Origin of the sequence: Actinoplanes aureus (genome assembly GCF_015704865.1) — a bacterium.
Lineage (GTDB): Bacteria > Actinomycetota > Actinomycetes > Mycobacteriales > Micromonosporaceae > Actinoplanes > Actinoplanes aureus.
This window is the reverse complement of the sequence record NZ_JADQTO010000006.1, coordinates 264,085-282,590: the sequence shown is the minus strand read 5'-3', so window position 1 is coordinate 282,590 and position 18,506 is coordinate 264,085. Positions and strand designations below refer to the sequence as shown.

The 18,506-nt window shown below is 72.3% G+C and carries 15 protein-coding genes; 8 read left to right on the top strand and 7 right to left on the bottom strand.

Annotated features, from left to right (window positions below; genetic code table 11):
- Positions 1–89 precede the first annotated feature (89 nt).
- Positions 90–1,082, bottom strand: coding sequence for an ABC transporter substrate-binding protein (locus tag I4J89_RS15340; protein ID WP_196414623.1), 993 nt, complete (start codon positions 1,080–1,082; stop codon positions 90–92).
- Between the two features lie 344 nt (positions 1,083–1,426).
- Between I4J89_RS15340 and I4J89_RS15335 the strand changes: the two genes are divergently transcribed.
- The 4 genes from I4J89_RS15335 to I4J89_RS15320 all read left to right on the top strand — a co-directional run bounded on the left by I4J89_RS15335 (position 1,427) and on the right by I4J89_RS15320 (position 4,690).
- Complete coding sequence (locus tag I4J89_RS15335) at positions 1,427–2,428, top strand: LacI family DNA-binding transcriptional regulator (protein ID WP_196414783.1); 1,002 nt, start codon at positions 1,427–1,429, stop codon at positions 2,426–2,428.
- A gap of 54 nt (positions 2,429–2,482) precedes the next feature.
- The gene (locus tag I4J89_RS15330; RefSeq protein WP_196414622.1) at positions 2,483–3,355 is read left to right on the top strand and encodes an alpha/beta fold hydrolase; all 873 of its coding nucleotides are present in this window, start codon (positions 2,483–2,485) and stop codon (positions 3,353–3,355) included.
- 118 nt (positions 3,356–3,473) lie between these two features.
- Positions 3,474–3,959 carry a hypothetical protein gene (locus tag I4J89_RS15325; protein WP_196414621.1) on the top strand — a complete coding sequence of 162 codons (486 nt, stop codon included), beginning with the start codon at positions 3,474–3,476 and terminating at the stop codon, positions 3,957–3,959.
- Between the two features lie 212 nt (positions 3,960–4,171).
- The gene (locus tag I4J89_RS15320) at positions 4,172–4,690 is read left to right on the top strand and encodes a DinB family protein (RefSeq protein ID WP_196414620.1); all 519 of its coding nucleotides are present in this window, start codon (positions 4,172–4,174) and stop codon (positions 4,688–4,690) included.
- On the opposite strand, the gene araD is transcribed toward I4J89_RS15320, so the two are convergent.
- The 5 genes from araD to I4J89_RS15295 all read right to left on the bottom strand — a co-directional run bounded on the left by araD (position 4,669) and on the right by I4J89_RS15295 (position 15,803).
- Positions 4,669–5,376, bottom strand: a complete 708-nt coding sequence (gene araD, locus I4J89_RS15315; RefSeq protein ID WP_196414619.1) for an L-ribulose-5-phosphate 4-epimerase AraD — start codon at positions 5,374–5,376, stop codon at positions 4,669–4,671. The genes I4J89_RS15320 and araD overlap by 22 nt on opposite strands.
- 96 nt (positions 5,377–5,472) lie before the next feature.
- On the bottom strand, positions 5,473–6,651 hold the full coding sequence (locus I4J89_RS15310; RefSeq protein WP_196414618.1) for an esterase-like activity of phytase family protein: 1,179 nt from the start codon (positions 6,649–6,651) through the stop codon (positions 5,473–5,475).
- A gap of 58 nt (positions 6,652–6,709) precedes the next feature.
- Positions 6,710–12,670 (bottom strand): PDDEXK-like endonuclease domain-containing protein, encoded by a 5,961-nt coding sequence (locus tag I4J89_RS15305; RefSeq protein WP_196414617.1) that lies wholly within the window; start codon positions 12,668–12,670, stop codon positions 6,710–6,712.
- A gap of 121 nt (positions 12,671–12,791) precedes the next feature.
- A complete protein-coding gene (locus I4J89_RS15300) occupies positions 12,792–14,660 on the bottom strand; it encodes a hypothetical protein (RefSeq protein ID WP_196414616.1) in 1,869 nt (622 codons plus the stop codon).
- A gap of 147 nt (positions 14,661–14,807) precedes the next feature.
- The gene (locus I4J89_RS15295; RefSeq protein ID WP_196414615.1) at positions 14,808–15,803 is read right to left on the bottom strand and encodes an NADP-dependent oxidoreductase; all 996 of its coding nucleotides are present in this window, start codon (positions 15,801–15,803) and stop codon (positions 14,808–14,810) included.
- A 102-nt stretch (positions 15,804–15,905) separates the two neighbouring features.
- On the opposite strand from I4J89_RS15295, the gene I4J89_RS15290 reads away from it, so the two are divergent.
- The gene (locus I4J89_RS15290) at positions 15,906–16,523 is read left to right on the top strand and encodes a TetR/AcrR family transcriptional regulator (RefSeq protein ID WP_196414614.1); all 618 of its coding nucleotides are present in this window, start codon (positions 15,906–15,908) and stop codon (positions 16,521–16,523) included.
- 21 nt (positions 16,524–16,544) lie between these two features.
- Positions 16,545–17,318 (top strand): NADPH-dependent F420 reductase, encoded by a 774-nt coding sequence (locus I4J89_RS15285; protein ID WP_196414613.1) that lies wholly within the window; start codon positions 16,545–16,547, stop codon positions 17,316–17,318.
- A gap of 7 nt (positions 17,319–17,325) precedes the next feature.
- On the opposite strand, the gene I4J89_RS15280 is transcribed toward I4J89_RS15285, so the two are convergent.
- The gene (locus tag I4J89_RS15280) at positions 17,326–17,481 is read right to left on the bottom strand and encodes a hypothetical protein (protein WP_196414612.1); all 156 of its coding nucleotides are present in this window, start codon (positions 17,479–17,481) and stop codon (positions 17,326–17,328) included.
- Positions 17,482–17,609: 128 nt separating this feature from the next.
- Between I4J89_RS15280 and I4J89_RS15275 the strand changes: the two genes are divergently transcribed.
- Together I4J89_RS15275 and I4J89_RS15270 are read left to right on the top strand one after the other, a co-directional pair.
- On the top strand, positions 17,610–17,942 hold the full coding sequence (locus I4J89_RS15275; RefSeq protein WP_196414611.1) for an ArsR/SmtB family transcription factor: 333 nt from the start codon (positions 17,610–17,612) through the stop codon (positions 17,940–17,942).
- Positions 17,943–17,945: 3 nt separating this feature from the next.
- On the top strand, positions 17,946–18,431 hold the full coding sequence (locus I4J89_RS15270; RefSeq protein WP_196414610.1) for an SRPBCC family protein: 486 nt from the start codon (positions 17,946–17,948) through the stop codon (positions 18,429–18,431).
- Positions 18,432–18,506: the final 75 nt, after the last annotated feature.

Genomic DNA, 18,506 nt, shown 5'->3' with positions numbered 1-18,506 from the left:
GTTGCCGGCGCCCCAATGTCGGGCCCGTTTCGGCGGGGCGGGGGGTTGCCCGGGCCGGGCCGGCCGGGACAACCCGCGGGGCAGACCGATCAGTACTTGCGGTTCGGGAGCTCGGTCTTGGCCTGCTCCTGGGTGAAGGTGGTCTCCTCGGTGAGGACCCGCTTCTCGAGGGTCTCGCCGGCGGCGGCCTTCTTGGCGAGGTCCATCAGCTGCGGGCCGAGGAGCGGGCTGCACTCGACGATGAAGTTGATCTTGCCGTCGGCGAGCGCCGTCATGCCGTCCTTGACCGCGTCCACCGTGATGATCTTGATGTCGGTACCGGGCTTCTTGCCGGCCGCCTCGATCGCCTCGATGGCGCCCAGGCCCATGTCGTCATTGTGCGCGTAGAGCACGTCGATGTCCGGGGTGGACTGCAGGAAGGTCTCCATCACAGTCTTGCCGTCGGCCCGCTTGAAGTCACCGGTCTGCGACTTCACGATCGTGATGTTCGGGTTGGCCTTGATGGCCTCCGCGAAGCCCTTCTGCCGGTCGATCGCCGGGGCCGAGCCAGTGGTGCCCTGCAGCTCCACGACGTTGACCTTGTCGGTCTTGCCCTCGTACTCCTTGACCAGCCAGTCGCCGGCCTTCTTGCCCTCCTCGACGAAGTCCGAGCCGATGAAGGTCTCGTACAGCGAGGTGTCCTGCGAGTCCACCGCGCGGTCGGTCAGGATCACCGGGATGCCGGCGTCCTTGGCCTCTTTCAGCACGGCGTCCCACCCGGAGGTGACCACCGGCGAGAAGGCGATGACGTCGACCTTCTGCGTGATGAAGTTGCGGATCGCCGAGATCTGGTTCTCCTGCTTGCCCTGCGCGTCGGAGAACTTCAGATCGATGCCCGCGGACGCCGCCGACTCCTGGATCGACTTGGTGTTCGCCGTACGCCAGCCGCTCTCGGCACCCACCTGGGAGAAGCCGAGGGTGATCTTGTCGTCGCCACCGCTGTTGCCGGAGCCCGCGTCGTCGCCGCCACCACCGCACCCGGCGAGCGCCGAGACAGCGAGGACACCACTCAGCACGGCCGCGGAGATGTTCCTGCGCACCATTACCTCCCGAAACTGTTACCGTTCACAAAATTTTCAGCGGATGGCCGACCAGCCATGACCGCAACGTCTTGCGTAGCGCTGCGACCGTGGTCACAGCTTGCGTTTCGTGAGTGTTACCGTTCTCAACACGCTCGTCAAGAGATCCGGATCAACGTTTCCGACTGGTTGCAAGAACGGCGGTATCGCTCATGGTCATCGAACCGTCACCTGCTACAAGTCCTCCAATGGCGACACCTGCACCCACGCCGGGCCTCGAACCGGCCGGCCACCAGCCCACCGACCCGGTCCGCACCGAGCCACGCTCCCGGCGGATGTCGCGATCCGGCAAGGAGCGCGGGACAGTCATGCGCGACGTGGCGAAATTGGCCGGGGTGTCCCACCAAACGGTCTCCCGAGTGATAAATGACCATCCCAACGTCCGTGCCGAGACCCGGGAACGCGTCCTGGCCGCGATGCGGTCGCTCAACTACCGGCGGAACCTGGCGGCGCGTACGCTCGCCACCCGCGAGTCGCACACGCTCGGCATCATCGGCTTCGAGACCACGCTGTTCGGTCCGGAGTCCATGCTCTACGGCATCGAGAGTGCCGCCCGCGCCGCCGGATACCTGGTCAGCGTCGCCACCGTCCGCGACCTCGCGCACCGCCCGGTCCTGGAAGCCGTCGACCGGCTGGCCCAGCACGACGTGGACGGCATCATCGCCATCGCACCCAAGCCGTCGGTGATCATGGCGTTGACGCACGCGCCCGCCGGTCTGGCCTGCGTCGCCGTGGGCGGCGCCGGGCACGGCGACCCGTTCCCGACCGTGCGCGTCGACAACAAGGCCGGCGCCGCCCTGGTCACCCGGCACCTGCTCGACCTCGGGCACGCCACGGTCCACCACGTGGCCGGACCGTCCGACTGGCCGGAGGCGCAGGCCCGCGTCGACGGCTGGCGGGAAGCCCTCTACGCGGCGGGTGCCGTGGTCCCCGAGGTCACCGCCGGCTGGTGGGACGCCGCCGCCGGCTACGAACAGGGCCTGCGCCTGGCCGCCGACCCGGCGGTCACCGCGGTCTTCTGCGCCAACGACCGGATCGCCCTGGGCGTGCTGCGCGCCATGCACGAGGCCGGGCGCCGGGTGCCGCAGGACGTCAGCGTGGTCGGTTTCGACGACATGCCGGACTCGGGATACTTCCTGCCCCCGCTCACCACGGTGCATCAGGACTTCGCCGAACTCGGGCGGCGCGCCCTCGCCCTGCTCCTGCGCCATCTGGGCCGTCCACCGGGCGACGCGCCGCCGGAGGACGTGGTGGTCGCTCCCCTGCTGGTGCCCCGGGTGAGCGCGGCGGCGCCGTCGGCCCGGAAATGAACTTTCCTCCCGTGTCGTGCATCTGGTAGATGACACGCCTATAGGGAGGACCACATGCGCACCGAAATCGGCGGGACGACGCTCTACTTCGACGTGGAAGGATCACAGCTCGCGGTCGACGGGACCGGGCTGACCGAACGGCCGGTCATCCTGGTTCTGCACGGCGGCCCCGGCTTCGACCAGGGCTATCTGCGGCCGGGGCTGAGCGCGCTCAGCGCGTACGCCCAGCTGGTCTACGTCGATCTGCGCGGGCAGGGCCGCTCGGGACGCCCACCGGTGGCCACCTGCACCCTCGAGCAGATGGCCGACGACGTGGCCGAACTCTGCGATCGGCTGGGCATCGCCGACCCGATCGTGCTGGGCCACTCCGGCGGCGGGTTCGTGGCGCTGCACCTCGCGCTGCGGCGGCCGGACGCGGTGCGTGCGCTGATCCTCTGCTCCACCAGCGCCACCCTGCGGCCCTTCGACGACCCGGACCCGCCGCCCAGCCTGGCGGAACGCGCGTCCCCCGAGGCGACCGCGGTGGCCGCCCGGATGTTCGGCGGCGACTTCAGTCCGGCGACCCTGCGCGCGTTCGAGGAGCAGGTGGCCCCGACGTACGCCGGACCGCGCCACACCGACGTGCCCGGCCGCCTGCTCCCGCTGAGCGGTTTCGCGTCGGACGTGGCCGGGTATTTCTTCGGCGAGCTGGCCCCGAAGTACGACCTGCGCCAGGACCTGTCGCGGATCACGGCTCCGGCGCTCGTGGTGGCCGGCGCCTACGACTGGGTGTGCCCGCCGTCCGCGTCCCGCGGCATCGCCGCCGGGATACCCGGCGCGGAGCTCGTCGAGATCGCCGAGGCCGGGCACTTCCCGTTCAGCGAGGAGCCGGCGATCTTCCAGGACGCGGTACGCGGCTTTCTGGCACGTCTGGAATCCGACAGCTAGAGGCTCACTCTCCCCGGTGACGGAGAGCCGATCCGGGCCCGGGAGCCGTTACAGTCCGAAAGGTGTTCGACGACGACACACGGCTCCCGGCACCCCCGCCGCAGACAGCGACGGGGCGGTGACCGTGGGAGCCGGGTTCACCGGCCGGCTACGCCGGCGCGGCCAGCCGCGGCTCTCCGGCACGCTGTACATCCAGGACCCCAACGGCTTCGAACTCACCGTGCCGCTGCGCGGCCGGGCATCGGTGCTCACCGCCGGCGGAACCGGCCTCACCGGCTACGGCGAGGTGTGGGCCGTCCACACCACGGCCTCCGCCACGGAGACCAGCCTGATGATCAGTTACGGTCCGGACGGATCACCGGACTGCCGGCAGTCCGGCCTCTGCGCCGCCGGCGCGACGATCGAGCTGGGCGGCGTTCGTTTCACCTGGCGGCAGGTGCCGCCGGTGACGGTCCCCCGCCCGCGGGCGCCCGGCCTGCCCCGAAACGTGCGGACATCATCGGCCAAGGCGAGCAACACCCGGGACGAGCCGCAGCCGGCCGCCGGCTTGCGCCGGCGTCTGCAGAACATGGTCCGCGTGGTCACCCAGCCGCCCCGGCATTAACCCTTTCGGGGTACGCGTTCCCACAGTCGCGCCGGAATCGGACCGTCCCCGCTCTCCCGCGCGACCCTCCACGGGGACGTGGCTGGGCGGGACGGCCGCGATTCGGCGGCACGGCGCGTGCGCGTACCGAAAATCAGCATGCCGGGCCATCGGCGAGCGGGACCGAATCGCCGGCTCCCGCGTTTCGCGGAAGAGACCCCTATCCTGCCGGGATGGAACATTGCGGGGAGTGTGGTTTCACCTATGCGGAGGTCTCGGCCGAGGCGATTCCGGGCCGGCTTCGCGAGGCCGGGCCGCGCTTCGCCGCGGCCCTCGCGGCAGTGCCGGGGCCGCGCCGGCGGCCGGAGCCGGACGTGTGGTCGCCGCTGGAGTACGTGTGTCACGTGCGGGACGTGCTGCGCGTGCAGGGTGAGCGGGTCGCACTGGCGCTGGCGGCCGATGAGCCCGAGTTCGCTCCGATGGGGCGGGAGGAGCGGGTGGTCGCGGACGCCTACAACGATCAGGATCCGCGGGTCGTCCTGGCCGAGCTCGCGGGCGCGGCGGAGGAACTGGCCCGGGACTTCGGTGCGCTGGCGCCCGCGCAGTGGGCCCGCACCGGGGTCTACAACTGGCCGGTGGCCGCGTCCCGGACGCTGCTCTGGCTGGGACGGCACACCGTCCATGAGGTGGAGCACCACCTCATGGACGTGGTCCGGAGCGACCGCGGAGGTCAGGCCTTGGGGTTGCCGTAGTAGGCGCCCGGGCCGTGCTTGCGTTTGAAGTGGCGCTCGGCGAGGTGGTCGGGGATGGTCGCGGCCGGGTTCAGCGCCAGGGTCTTGAGCGCCATCTCGGCGACGGCCTCGCAGATGATGGCGTGCTCGACCGACTTGCCGGGGGTGGCGCCCCAGGTGAACGGGCCGTGGTTGGCCACCAGGGCGGCCGGCATGGCGGCGGCGGACGCGTCGTCGCCGATGAGCTCGACGATGACGCGGCCGGTGTTCAGCTCGTAGTCGGTGGCGCACTCATCCGCGGTGAGACCCCGGGTCACCGGCACCGGACCGTTGAACGTGTCGGCGTGCGTGGTGCCGAGCAGCGGGATGTCCCGATTGGCCTGGGCGAAAGCGACCGCGTGGGTGGAGTGGGTGTGCGTGACGCCGCCGATCGACGGCCAGGCCAGGTAGAAGGCGCGGTGTGACTCGCTGTCCACGGACGGGCGCAGGTCGCCGGCGAGGACCTGGCCGGTCCGCAGGTCGACCGGCACCAGCTGGTCCTCGGTCAGATCGTCGTAGCGCACACCGGACGGCTTGATCAGGTAGTAGCCGCCCTCGCGGTCCACGCCACTGACGTTGCCCCAGGTCAGCTGGGCCAGTCCGGCCTCGGGAATCACCTGGTTGGCCCGCAGGACGGCCTGGCGCAGGGCGTTGGAACCGTACGTCACTTCTTCTCCTCGGCACCGGGAATGTTAGCGCTAACCATAACCGCTGTCAGCGCAAACAGCGGGGTTCGCCCGCGAAACGGACGAACCCCCAGGTCATCAGCGCAGCGAGTGCGGCAGCGCGATGGTGATCCACTCATTGTTGTCGGCCACGCCGGGGGTACGGCCGTTGGAGAACGGGAAGTTGTTGTCGTTCAGCACCGCGATGGTCTTCTCGTCCAGGATCACGACGTCCTCGATGGTCTGGAACGGGAAGGTGAACGTGGTGCCGAAACCGCCGAGCTTGCGCGGGTTGGCGATGTTCATCAGGTCGACGAGCAGGATCTTGTCCAGCAGGCCGTCGTGGTTGCGGTCCCGCTTGTCGGCCAGGTAGATCTTCTTGAACACGGCGGTGGCGCCCTGCCCGTTGTCCCGCTCGATGATCAGGAAGCGGTTCCGGTCGACGCTGATGGCGTCACCGATCGCGTTGGCCGGGCTTTCCAGCTGGTAGGCGTAGCGCTTGCCGGTGTACCTGCCGGCCCGCTTGTCGAATTCGTTGAGCCGCAGCCGCCCTGCGGGGTCACCGGTGACCGTGCCCTCCAGGAGCGGGTACAGGTAGCGGCCGTCGGGCGACTCGGCCAGGCCCTCGAAACCCTTGCTGCCGCCGAGGGTCGCGGTGACGCCGGTGCGGGTGGCGGTCTCCGGCGCGATCACGCCGTCCAGCGGCGCGGGTGCCGCGAGCAGGCGTCCGGCACGGTCGAAGTGCAGGAGGTACGGGCCGAACTCGTCACCGATCCAGTAGCTGCCGTCGTCGCCCTTGACGATCGACTCGACGTCGAAGTCGGCACCGGTGAGCACCCGGTCCTCGCGGGTCAGCTTCCACGGGACGAGCCCGCGCGGGTCGGTCAGGTGCACGCCGCCGAGCACGTCGACGGTGTTCGTGGCGAACGCCGGGGCGAGCCGCTGGACGCGCAGCAGGAAGTCGGCCGAGTTGGCCTGATTGCCGTAGCCGTTGTCGGAGAGCACGTCGAAGGTGCCGTCGCCGTTGTCGGCGATCCCGCTGAAGCCCTGGACCGGCTGGTCGGCGAAGGGCACCGGGACGCCGTTGGTGTTGCCGGTGACCAGAGTGCCGGACGGCTCGCTGCCGGGCACGAACGTGGTGGCCGGCAGCGACGCGAACCCGGTCAGGGTCGGTGTGGTGACCTTGCCGGGGCCGCCGGCGTACGAGGCGTTGCCGGCCAGCGTCAGGGTGAGCGTCAGGACACCCGCGCCGGCGAGGATCTTGTTGATCTTTCTCATGGGGCCGGACGATAGGGATCGCGGGTGAACCGGGGCCCACGCGACGATGGCCTGCAGGTCACTTGCGGACGGCCGTGCGGCGGGGCCGGGACGCGCGGCGTTTCGGCGCCGCCTCGTGCCGTGGCAGCGAGGTGGGATCGGGCAGGCCGTGACCGATGGTCAGCCCGTCGGCCTGCTGGAGCAGCCGGCCCTCCTCGACCAGGTCGCCGATCAGGCCGGTGAGGCGGTCGTCCAGCTCGGCGGGCCGGCGCGCCGCCCAGCCGTACAGGCGGGCGGTGGCGGCGAGCAACTCGTCCTCGGTCAGCACACCGCCGTCGTGGACCAGGTGCTCCAGCGCGACCCGTACCTCGGCGTCGGCGACCTGGTCCGGCTTGCGGGCCACGCCGTCGGCGCGGTAGCGCACCGCCGGCACCGGCTGGTCCGGATCGCTGAGGAAGGTGCCGTCCCAGGCGATCCCGGCCTCCGGCAGGACCGCTTCGACGGCGAGCCGGGCCGGCTTGCTGATCCGGACCAGGGCCCACTCCTCGCGCATGCGCTGGAGGGCGACGCTGACGTGGACCGGGCCTTCGGCCTCGGCGATCCGCCGGACGGCGGCGACCAGGTGGTCGTGCGTGCCGGGATCGGTCAGGCCGGCGCCGGGCGGCAGCGGGTCCAGACGCGCTTTCCGGTACGGGTGAGCCCAGTCCCCCGGAGCCGGCTGTCCCGTGCGCCGCTGGGCCGTCACCGGCTCCGGCGGGAATTCCGCGGCGACCGGCTCGGGTGCCGGCGGAGTCGCCTGGTACGGGTGCACGTCCTCGTCGATGCGGGCGACGTGCTCGAACGTGGCCGGAAAGACGCCCTGGTAGTCCTCGACGGCGGCTACCACGTCGGGCTGCTCGTCGTACGTGGGCTCCAGGTCGGCGTCGAACTCCATGCCGGTGGCGGCCGGCCAGACCGTGTGCGGCTCCGCCACCGCGGGCTCCGGCTCCGCCACCCCGGGCTCGGGCAACGCCTCGGCGAGCGGCGTGCCGGCGGCCTGCCGGTCGGTGTCGTCCACCCCGGCGAGGTACGCGCCGGCCTGTTCCGCGACGACCTCGTGGTAGGCGGGCTCTTCCTCGGCGAGGCCGGCCGGGGTCGCGTACTGATCGGCGTCCTCGACCGCGACCTCCTCGAACCCGGCGGCCTCGGCGGCCGGAGGGAACTCGTCCTCGAAGGTCGTCTCCGGCTCGGCGAAGCCGGCCGTCGTCGCCGCGAACTCGGCGCCGGCGAACTCGCCTTCGGTGAACTCGGTGCGGGCCTCGGCGGTCGGCGCGGGCGAGACCGGGGCCTCGACCGGCACGTCGGTGACGGTCACGGTCAGCTCCGGCGTCTGTTCCTCGGGGAACTCGGCGAAGGCCGCGTCGATGGCGGCGCGCAGCCGCTCCTCCTCGTTCGGCCGGTCCAGGTACCAGGCGGTGCCCCAGATCCGGTGCAGCCGCCAGCCGAGCCGCTGCAGTTCCTGCTCGCGCAGCCGGTCCCGGTCCCGTGCGGCGTGCGCGGAATCGTACGTGGTGCCGTCGCACTCGATGCCGAGCGCGAACGGGGCGTTGCGCCGGGCGTTGCGGCTGACGGCCAGGTCGATCCGAAAGGAGCCGGTACCGACCCGGGTCCGCACCTGGTAGCCCCAAGAGCGGATCACGTCGCGTACCGAGTCCTCGAACGGCGTCTGCTCGTCCGGGAGCGTGTCGTCGAGGTTGAGGGCCGCGTCACCGCGTACCGCGTAGTCCAGGTAGGCGGCCAGGTGCCGCAACTCCCCGGTCTCCGGCAGGTCGCGGCCGCGTACCGCGGAGACCACCTCCAGGCGGCGGGCGGCGCGGGTGGTGGCGACGTTGAGCCGCCGCCAGCCGTCGGTGCCGGCCAGGCCGCCGAGCTCCTCGCTGATCGCGAGGATGACCACGTCCCGCTCGTCGCCCTGCACAGTGTCGAGGTCCTTGACGAAGAACCCGCGCAGCCGGTCGTCGTCCGCCGCCTCGACCATGTCGTGCACCGCGGTCTCGATCTCGTGGGCCTGCTCGGGCGAGCAGGCCACCACGCCGAGGGTCAGGTCGGGGCGGGTGACCAGGTGGTGCGCCACCCGGCTGGCGACCATGCCGGCGAGCGGCGTCTCCCCGGTGGCCGGGAAGAGCTGCACCCCGGCGTCCGGCCCGGGCGGACCGGCGGCCGGGAACGTGTTCAGCCGCCCCTGGTAGAAGCTGTGGTTGGCGAAGGCGATCAGCGACTCGTGCCGGCTGCGATAGTGCGTGCCGAGGTCGATCACCCGGAAAGCGCCGCAGCCGACGGCCAGGTCCAGGATCGACTGGCCGTCACCGCCGGGCAGGCCGGCCGCGGTGATCTGCCGGTCGTCGCCGACCACGACCAGCGCGGCGCCCCGGTACGCGCAGGTGACCGCGTCCGGAACCGGCATCCGGGACGCCTCGTCGACGATCACCACATCGAAGTGCAGGTCGGCCGGGAGCAGCCGGCTGGCCTCGGCGGGCACGGTCAAAAAGCACGGCTTGACGGCGAGGGTGGCGTGCCGGGTCTGCGCGATCAGCTCGTGCACCGGCATCCGCCGGCCCTGCTGGGCGGCGGTGGCGCGCAGCAGGGCGGCCTCACCGGCGGCGGCCTCGGAGGGCTGCATCGCGTCGACCGCGTTCATCACGTCCGCGGCCGCGGCGCGCTGCAGCCGGGTGTCCCAGACCCGGAACTCCTCGATCAGGCGGTCCCGGCCGGCCGCGTCGAGCGGCGGGAGCCGGTCGTCCTCGCGGATGACGGTGTCCACCCAGGACTGGAACAGCGCCCGGCCCAGCACCGGCAGGATCTGCTCGGTCGGCAGGTCCTCCCGGGCGCAGAAGTCCACCACGGCGTCCAGGCCGTGCTCGGACAGGACCGTGTGGGCCGCCTGGTACTCGAACCACTCCTGCTGGCCGCGGCTGTCCTCGAGCAGCGCCCGGATCAGCTCGCGGGCGTGCTCGTAGTCGTCCAGCACGGCGGTCAGCGACGGGTGCCGGCGGGGCGCGAAGGCACGCAGGATCCAGTCCCGGGCGGCCTGCCACTCGGCCACTCGGGACGGCAGGGTGTCGGTGGCCCGGGCCTTGCGGAGCACCTCGGCCTGTTCCGGGGTGAACGCGATGTCGCCGCCGGTGCGTACCCGGCGCGCCTCGGAGGTCCAGGCCATCGCGGTGGACAGGGCGTCCACGTCGGTCTGGGTTCCCCGGTACGCGGCACCCAGCACCCGGGCGTACTCGGTGGCGTTGGCGGCCAGCGCCCCGGCCGCGTCGGCGGCGGTCTCCCGCAGCATGCCGATCGCGGCCGACTCGGCGAGCGTGAAGTCCCGCCCGGCCGCCGCGCTGTACGCCTGCACCAGCTCCGCCGCCGCGGTGAACGGCTCCACGTGCGCCCGCAGCCAGGTGACCGCGTCGTGGATCGGGCCGGCGGCGAGCTGCGGCCGGGGCGCCGGCTCGGGTGCCGGGCGCAGGGCCGCGGTCCACCGGTCGAACTCCTTGCGCGCCTCGGTGACGATCCGGATAATCGCGCTGTTCGGGGTGGGTGCGCTGACCCGCTCGATCACCGCCGGCAGTGCCTCCGGCGGGGTCACCCGCATCACCTCCTCGGCGGTGCGCAGCGCCTCCTCGATCGCCTCGAAGTCGGTGTCGAGCCGTTTCCAGTGCCGGCCGAGGATCCGGGCGTACTCCCGCTCGGCCGTGTCCAGCTCTTGAAGGGACCGCTTCCACGCGGCCGCGGCGCCCAGATTGGCGACCGCCTGCTTGCGCTTCACGTCCGGCCGGGCGATCTCCGCGGCGGCCCGCTTGTCCCGCCGGTACGGCGCCCGCAGCTTGCGCAGGCCCTTGTGCACGGTGGCGAACCGTTCGGCCAGCTCGTCCACCGGCTCGGCGAGGGCCGCGTCGTTGAAGTGCTCCCGGGCCCGGGACTCGGCCGCCTGGGCCCCCTCGACGGCACGCTTCAGCATCCGCGCCGAAGTCCGCGCGGCGGTCGTACCGACGCTGTCGAACCAGGCCGGCTCCGGCTTGTGCGGCCGGGACAGCAGGTTGACGATGTCCGCGACCCGCCCGATGTCGGTGAACGCGACCACGTTCGGCAGCCCGAGCCGGGCGGTGACCCGGTCCAGGCTGTGCTGGTGCTGCTCGAGGCGGTCGGCGTCGTCGGCGAACCGGCGGGCCAGGCCGCGGGCCTGGGCGGCGGTCAGCGGGAGCAGCTCGACCGGCGGCGGGTTGAGGTGGGCCAGGCTCGGGACGATCGGCAGCTTGGCCGGGTTGGGCAGCGTCGACCAGGTCACCCCGGACCGGGTCCGGACCGCCTCCTCGGCCTGGTGCAACGCCCTGAGGTGGCGCACCAGCCCCTCGGCGGCCCGGGCCACCGGCTCCAGGCTGGGCAGGGTGAGCCACTCGTCGGCGGCCTCGGCCGGCCGCCGGGCGGCGTGCCCGATCAGGGTGGTCAGGATGGTCGCGTCGGCCATGGTGTGCGCGTCGAAAGCGGCGGCGACCGGATCCTTGGCGACCGCTTCGGTGAGATGTTCCAGGGCGGTCTGCGCCTGGTGCAGCCGGGCGTCGAGCCGGTTGCGGTCGACCACCTCGCGCCAGAGGAAGTCCTCGCCCTGCACGGCCGGACGCCAGGCCCGGCCGAGACGTTCCGCCGCGTTCCGGACGTGTTGCAGCGACTGGGTGGTGAGCGGGATCGGCAGGGCCGGCGGCACCGGCGCGGCCGGCACGTCGATCATCTGCGCGCACATGCCGAGCACGTCGTGCAGCCGGTGGCCGAGCGGTTCCCGGACCTCGTTCATCGCCTCCGCGTACGCGTTCAGCCGCCGCCGGTGCTCGCGCAACTCCTCGCGCTCGTCGGTGGAGAGGCCGGGCGGCGGCAGCGGGATGAAGTCCAGCGCGGCGGCCAGAGTGGCCGCCACCTGGGTCCGGCCGGTCCGGTCGCTGTGCAGCTCGAGCAGGTAGTCCTCGAGACCGGCCCGGGCCAGCCGCTCCTTCACCTTGTCCAGGGCGGCCGCCTTCTCGGAGACCACCAGGACGCGTTTCCCGGCGTGCAGCAGGCAGGCGATCATGTTGGCGACGGTCTGCGTCTTGCCGGTGCCGGGTGCGCCGCGCATCACGAAACTGCGCCCGGCCACGGCGGCGGCGACGCAGGCCCGCTGCGCCGCGTCGGCGTCGAGCACGAGCGGTACGTCGTCCGGCGCGGCCACCTCGTCGATGCGGCGCGCCGGGATCGGGTCGAAGTGGAACGCGTCGATCTGCGACTTCGGGTCGGTGGCCAGCGCGCGGACCACCGGGTGGGCGAGGATCTGCCGCTCGTTGCCGACCAGGTCGCCGTACATCACCTCGCGGTCCACGGCGAACCGGGCCAGCATGATGGCCTCGTCGGTCCGCCACTCCTGGTGCTCGCTGATCGCCGCGTCCAGGCGGGCCCAGAAGACGGTCACGTCCAGGCCGGCCAGGCTCTCCACGGCCGGCAGTTCCACGCCGTACAGGCGTAGCCGGACGGTGAGGGCCGGGTTCACGATCGGCTCGTCCGGGCGGGGCCGCAGCCGCGGGTAGTCCAGCGGGTCGGTGTCCACGAGGTCGACCGGGAGCAGCAGGATCGGGCTGGCGTACGGCTGCTCGCCGTCGCGCCAGTGCAGCGTGCCGAGCGTCAGGTAGAGCGCCGCCAGGCCGTGCTCCAGCTGATCCCGCCGGGCGGTACGCCGCAGCGCATGCAGGGTCGCGTCCATGTCCGCGTCGGCCATCTCGGTCTGGAACACGTGCGCGGCGCGCGGACGGGGCCCCTCGGCCTGCTCCTCGATGCCGAGGAAGCCGCACTCCCGGCCCTGCTGGAGCGCCTCCACCACGCTGCGTGGTGACGGGCTGACGATCGGCACCACGCCCGTACCGGCCGGATCGACGTCGATCAGGGGGTTGGTGCCGGTGAGGTCGAGCAAACCGGAACGCCAGGCTTCGAGCACGCCTCGTACACGCGCGTCCGGCCGTCCGGTCAGGCCATCCGCATCATCCCACCGCATTCGCCCATTCCAACAAGGCGAGGTGGGTCACCGTGGCGATTTTCCGGGTTAATCCGACGTTCCGGACGTATACCGATCAGATTCGCCCCGGAAAACCGCCCAAACCGCCCATTCTGGCGGGTCAATCCCAGGTGGGCACCCACCACTGCCAGCCGGACGGAGCGAGCGGCCAGCTCGGGTCCGGGCGCCATCCGGCCGGCGGGTACCACCCGCTGGGCGGGACCGGCCAGCCCGGCGGGACCGCGAACCGGATCCCGGTGGGCGCCGGAGGGATCGCCGGGTGCGGGTTGCCGTCCGCGGCCGGGGACACCGGTGCGACGCCGCCGCGCCGGCCGGCGTTGCCCTTGACGACGGCGGCCAGCGCGGGAATGACCGTGGTCTCGGCGATCGTCGCTCCCGAACCGTCCAGCGGGGCCGGGCTGACCGGGTGCGCGGAGGGGTCGCTCGTCGACGGCTCGGCCAGCCGCGACACGGCCGGCGAGCCGGCGAAAGCCGACGACTCGGACTGCCGCGACCCCGCCGGCGAGCCGGCGAAAGCGGACGCCGGGCCGGAGAGAGCGGACGGCGAGCCGGGGAAGGCGGAAGCACCCTGGGCGCTCGCGACCGAGGCGACCGGCTCGGTGACGCCGAGCGATCCGGAGTGCGCGCCCATGAGGTCCATCCGTGCCGTCGAGCCACCGACCGCACCGGCCCGGTCCAGCCAGGAGTTGCCGACCGCCCCGTTGGCCTCCACCCGCGGGATCGAACCGGTGGACGTCGACGGCGCGTCCAGGCGCGGCGCCGGCCCACCCGGCAGCGCACCGGCGGACGGCAGCGTCGGCAGGGCGCTCGACGACGACACGGCCCAGCTCGGCTTGCCGGTGCTGGGCACCGCCCAGCTGGGCGTACCGGCCGGGTCCCCGGCCGCCGGGTCCCAGGCCGGCGCCTGCTCAGCGGACGCGGCCCAGGCCGGCGTGGATTCGGACGCGGCCCAGCTCGGCACCGGCTCGCTCGGTGCCGCCCAGCTGGGCACCGGCTCGTCGGGTGCGGCCCAGCCGGGTGCCGCCGGCGGGGTGCCGGCCGGGCCCGCTGCGGCTCCCGCCCCGGTCGCGGCCGATCCCGTGGTGGCCACGCCCGAGTGCGGGAAGCTCGCCTGGGCCCGGCCGGACGCTCCGCCCCCGACGGCCGCGGCGAGCGTGGACGCCCGCGGGCCGGCCGGGGAGATCGCGGCGGCCGCGGCCTGCCGGGCCGCCGTACCCTGCCAGCTCTCCGGCAGGTCGTGGACGCGGGCCAGGTAGAGCATGACCTCGGCCTTGCCGTCGATGCCCTTGACGATCGCCCGGGCCGCGGTGACCAGGCCCCGCTCGGCCAGGTGCCGCAGGGCGGGCAGCAGCTCGCCGCTCATCTTCGGGCTGAGGTCGCCGACCCGCGCGTCGCCGACGCGGACCTCGATCAGGTGGTCGGCCATCTCGTGCAGGGTCACGTACGCCCAGCACTCGCCCTCCCGGCGCAGCAGCGGCCGCAACGCGTCGAGGAACTGCTGCTGGCCGATCACCTGGACGGCCGAGCCGGTCGGCAGCACCCGGTGCTCCTGGGCCGGCGGCGAGTTGGCCGGGACCAGCATGTGCGGCTCGGCCAGGTCGAGCCGGATGGTCGCGTCGAAGGCCGGCGGGCGCCCGTCGTACTCACCCCACTCGCGCCCGTGGATGCGGGCGTTCACCTCGGGCAGCAGGCCGCGGGTGGTGAGCGAGGTGAGCACCTGGGCGTAGCGGGCGGCCTCCGGCCGGGGCAGGTGGCCGAGCAGGCTGGAACCGGACCAGACGCCGACGGCGTTACGGTCGTGCCGGTTGGCGCGGTCCGGGATCAGCTGCACCGGGACGGTTATGTCGGTTCCCTGGGGGTTGAAGTCGTTGCCGAAGAGCGCACGTATCGCCTTCGCGTAGTGCGTCTCGCCGACCACCTCGGCGCTTGCCCAGCCCGCTTGACCCCAAAGTGGGAACCGATTCGCCACACGGGAACGCTAGTGTCTGCTTTCCGTCAGTGACCTCACCCGTACGGACGAGTGCGATCAACCATACGTTCCGTATCGACTCGGCTCGCCAGAGCGACCAAACCATCGTTCAGCGGCGGAAATATCCGACGCTCCGTCCGAAACCGATCAAAGGCGCACGACCATCTTGCCGATGTTCTCGCCGCGCAGCACGCCGAGGAACGCTTCCGGAGCGTTCACCAGGCCTTCCACCACTGTTTCCCGGGCCGAGATCTGCCCGTCCCGCAGCCAGGCGCTCGCCTCGGCGAGGAAGTCGGGCATCCGGTGGTTGTGGTTGCCGACGATGAAACCGCGCAGGTTGAGCTCCTTGCCGACGGCGAGGCCCAGGTTGCGCGGCCCGGCCGGCGGAACCTCCTCGTTGTACTGAGCGATGGCACCGCAGAGCGCGACCCGCCCGAACTTGTTCAGCGAGCCGAGGGCCGCCTCCAGATGGTCGCCGCCGACGTTGTCGAAGTACACGTCGATCCCGTCCGGGGCGGCGGCGCGCAGCTGGTCGCGTACCGGTGCGTCCTTGTAGTTGAAGGCGGCGTCGAAGCCGAGATCCTCGACCAGGTGGCGGACCTTCTCGGCGGAGCCGGCGCTGCCGATGACGCGCTTCGCTCCGCGAAGCCGGGCGATCTGCCCGGCGACGCTGCCGACGGCGCCGGCGGCGCCGGAGACGAAGACGGTGTCGCCCTCGCGGAACCGCGCGATGTCCAGGAGACCGACGTACGCCGTGAGCCCGGTCATCCCGAGCAGACCGAGGTACGCGGACAGGGTCGGCGCCGCGGCCGGGTCGACCACGCGTACCCGGTTCGCGTCGGCCACCGCGTACTCCCGCCAGCCGTAGCCGTGCGCGACCACCGCGCCCACCTCGATGCCCTCGGCGCGGGACTCGACCACCTCGCCGATCGCGGCGCCGTCCAGCGGCGCGCCGACCTGGAACGGTGCGATGTAGGACTTGGCGTCGTTCATCCGCCCCCGCATGTACGGGTCGACCGACATGTAGAGGTTGCGGATCAGCACCTGACCGTCGCCGGCCGCGGGGACCGGCGTCTCGGCGATCTCGAAGTTCGCGGCGGTCGGCCAGCCGGTGGGGCGGCTCGCGAGGCGGATCTCTTTCACGATGTTCCTCCTGGGGGACGACTGGTCGTGGTTAGTCGACAGTACGTCGAAAAAGTCGACAGCGCGTCGAGTCCGTCTGTGGGAAGGGTTACGGTTGATCGCATGAGCCCTCCCCCCGGCCGGCGGCGCGGCCCCAGCAAGGGCGATCGGCGCGAGCAGGCGATCCTGGACACCGCCCGCACCCTGCTGGCCCGCAAGCCGCTCGCCGAGATCACCATCGACGAGCTGGCCGCCGGGGCGGAGATCTCCCGGTCCAGCTTCTACTTCTACTTCGACTCCAAGCTCGCCGTCGTGGTGGCGCTGCTGCACGGCCTCGCCGGCGAGCTGGATGCCGATGCCGGCCCCTGGCTGGACGGCACCGGCCCGGACGAGCCGGCCCTGCGCCGGTCACTCACCGCTCTGGCCGCGATCTGGCGTACGCACGGCCGCCTGCTCGCCGGCGCCCTGGCCGCGGCGCCCGGCTGCCCACCGATCGGCGAGTGGCGGAACAGCCTGCGTGCGGCGCACGTGTCCCGGCTCGCCGCACGCATCGAGCGGGAGCGCGCCGCCGGACTGGCACCGGACGGGCCGGAGCCGCACGTGCTGGCCGGGATGATCGACGATCTGCGGACGGCGGCCTTCGCCGGTGCCACCGACCCGGAACGCCTGGTGGACGACCTGGTCACCGTCGAGCTGCGGATGCTGTACGGGGATTTGCGCGTTCTCCACTCGCCCGGGTGACCGGCCAGGCACCCTGAAATCATGCGGATCGGTGTGATCGGAGCAGGCCGGCTCGGCGGCACTCTCGCGGCTTGGTGCGCCGAAAGCGGCCACGACGTGGCGGTCACCTCCCGGCATCCGGAGCAGCTGCGCGAGCTGGTGGACCGGATGAACTGGCGGATGCGGGTGATGCCGGTCCCCGAGGCGGCCTCCTTCGGCGAGATGGTGATCTTCGCGCCGAACTGGGCCTCCGCGAAGGAAGCGGTCGACCTGACGCTGGGCGGCATCGAGGGCAAGGTGGTCATCGACGCCACCAATCCGGCCGATCCGGTGCCGGGCGCGCCCGGTCCCGGCGGGCTCGCCGGGATGCCCGGGGTCTTCTCCGGCGGGGGCGGCTTCACCGACGAGGGCGCCAGCAGCAAGAGCTCGGTCGAGGTGGCGGCCGCGGTCACCGGTCCGCCGGGTGAGGCGGCCGACCGGATGCTGGCCCGGGCCGGCGGCAAGAGCGGCCTGGAGACGCTCATCGAGTGGGCGCCCGAGGCGCACTGGGTGAAGGCGTTCAACACCATCCCGGCCGAGGTGCTCAACCGCCGCCGCGGGCACGACCCGCTGCTGGCCGAGTTCGTCTGCACCGACCAGCCGGACGCCCGGGCGGCCGCCTCGCGGATCATCCGCGAGCTGGGCTTCGCCCCGTTCTACGCCGGCGGCGCCAAGGCGGCGCGGCTCACCGAGACCGGCGGCCCGTTGCAGAGCCGCGAGGTCGACGTCCAGGACGCCACGGACGTCCTCGCCGAGGCGCTGACCGCGCTGCGCTGAGCGCCTCTCAGTCCTGCTCCGCGCCGGCGGCCTGCTCGTCCCGCGCTGCGGGCTCGGTCATCAGCCGCCACGGGTGCGGCCGGCTGTCCTCACGGCGACGCAGCCAGGCGGCGTGCGTCTCCCGGACGGTGGACGGGGTGGACGTACCGATGGCGATGGTCATGGCGGGCTCCTGTTCACGACGAGTGCACCGCCTATCGGCGCCGGCCCGGGTCACACCAGGAATTCGAGTCACCCGTTAGGTATCGAAGGGGTTGCGGTGTCCCGCGGTCGCGCCTAACGTACAACCACATGGTTGTAGGTTCGCTTTCCGGCGCCGACACGGACCGCGTTTTCCACGCGCTCGCGGACGCGACCCGGCGGGACATCCTGATCCGGGTGATCCGTTCCGGGCAGTCCGTGTCGGAGCTGGCGCGGCTCTATCCGATGAGCTTCGCGGCGGTGCAGAAACACGTCGCGGTGCTGGAGCGGGCGGCCCTGGTCAGCAAGACGCGGCGAGGGCGGGAGCAGATCGTGAACGGTGAGGTCGGGGCACTGCGGCGGGTGTCGCTGCTGCTCGACGCGTACGAGGAGATCTGGCGTCAGCGGGTCGAGCAGATCTCCGCCATCCTGGACGAGGAGTAGGAAATGACCGTGATCAGTTCGACCAAGGACGTGGACAAACTCACTCTGACCTTCGTGGCCGAGTTCGACGCCCCCGTGGAGCGGGTCTGGCGGGTCTGGTCCGACCCGCGCAAGCTGGAGCGCTGGTGGGGTCCGCCGACCTGGCCGGCCACCTTCGAGCGGTACGAGTTCCAGCCCGGCGGCCAGGTGCGGTACTTCATGACCGGCCCGGACGGGGAGAAGGCGCACGGCTGGTGGACGATCACCGCGGTCGAGGCGCCGCACCGCCTGGAGTTCGACGACGGTTTCGCCGACGACAAGGGCGAGCCGGTCGACCCGAAGGACATCACGCACGGCGTGGTCACCCTCGAGGCGACCGGCAGCGGGACGCGGATGACCACGGTCTCGACGTTCGTCAGTGCCGAGCAGCTGGAGCGGATGGCCGCGATGGGCATGGAGGAGGGCATGCGCGAGGGCATGGGCCAGATCGACGCGCTGCTCAAGGAGTGATCGACGGCCCGCCCCGCTGACCGGCGGGGCGGGCCGAACCACCTACGCCGGACACCGCGGCACGGTAGCGTCGGT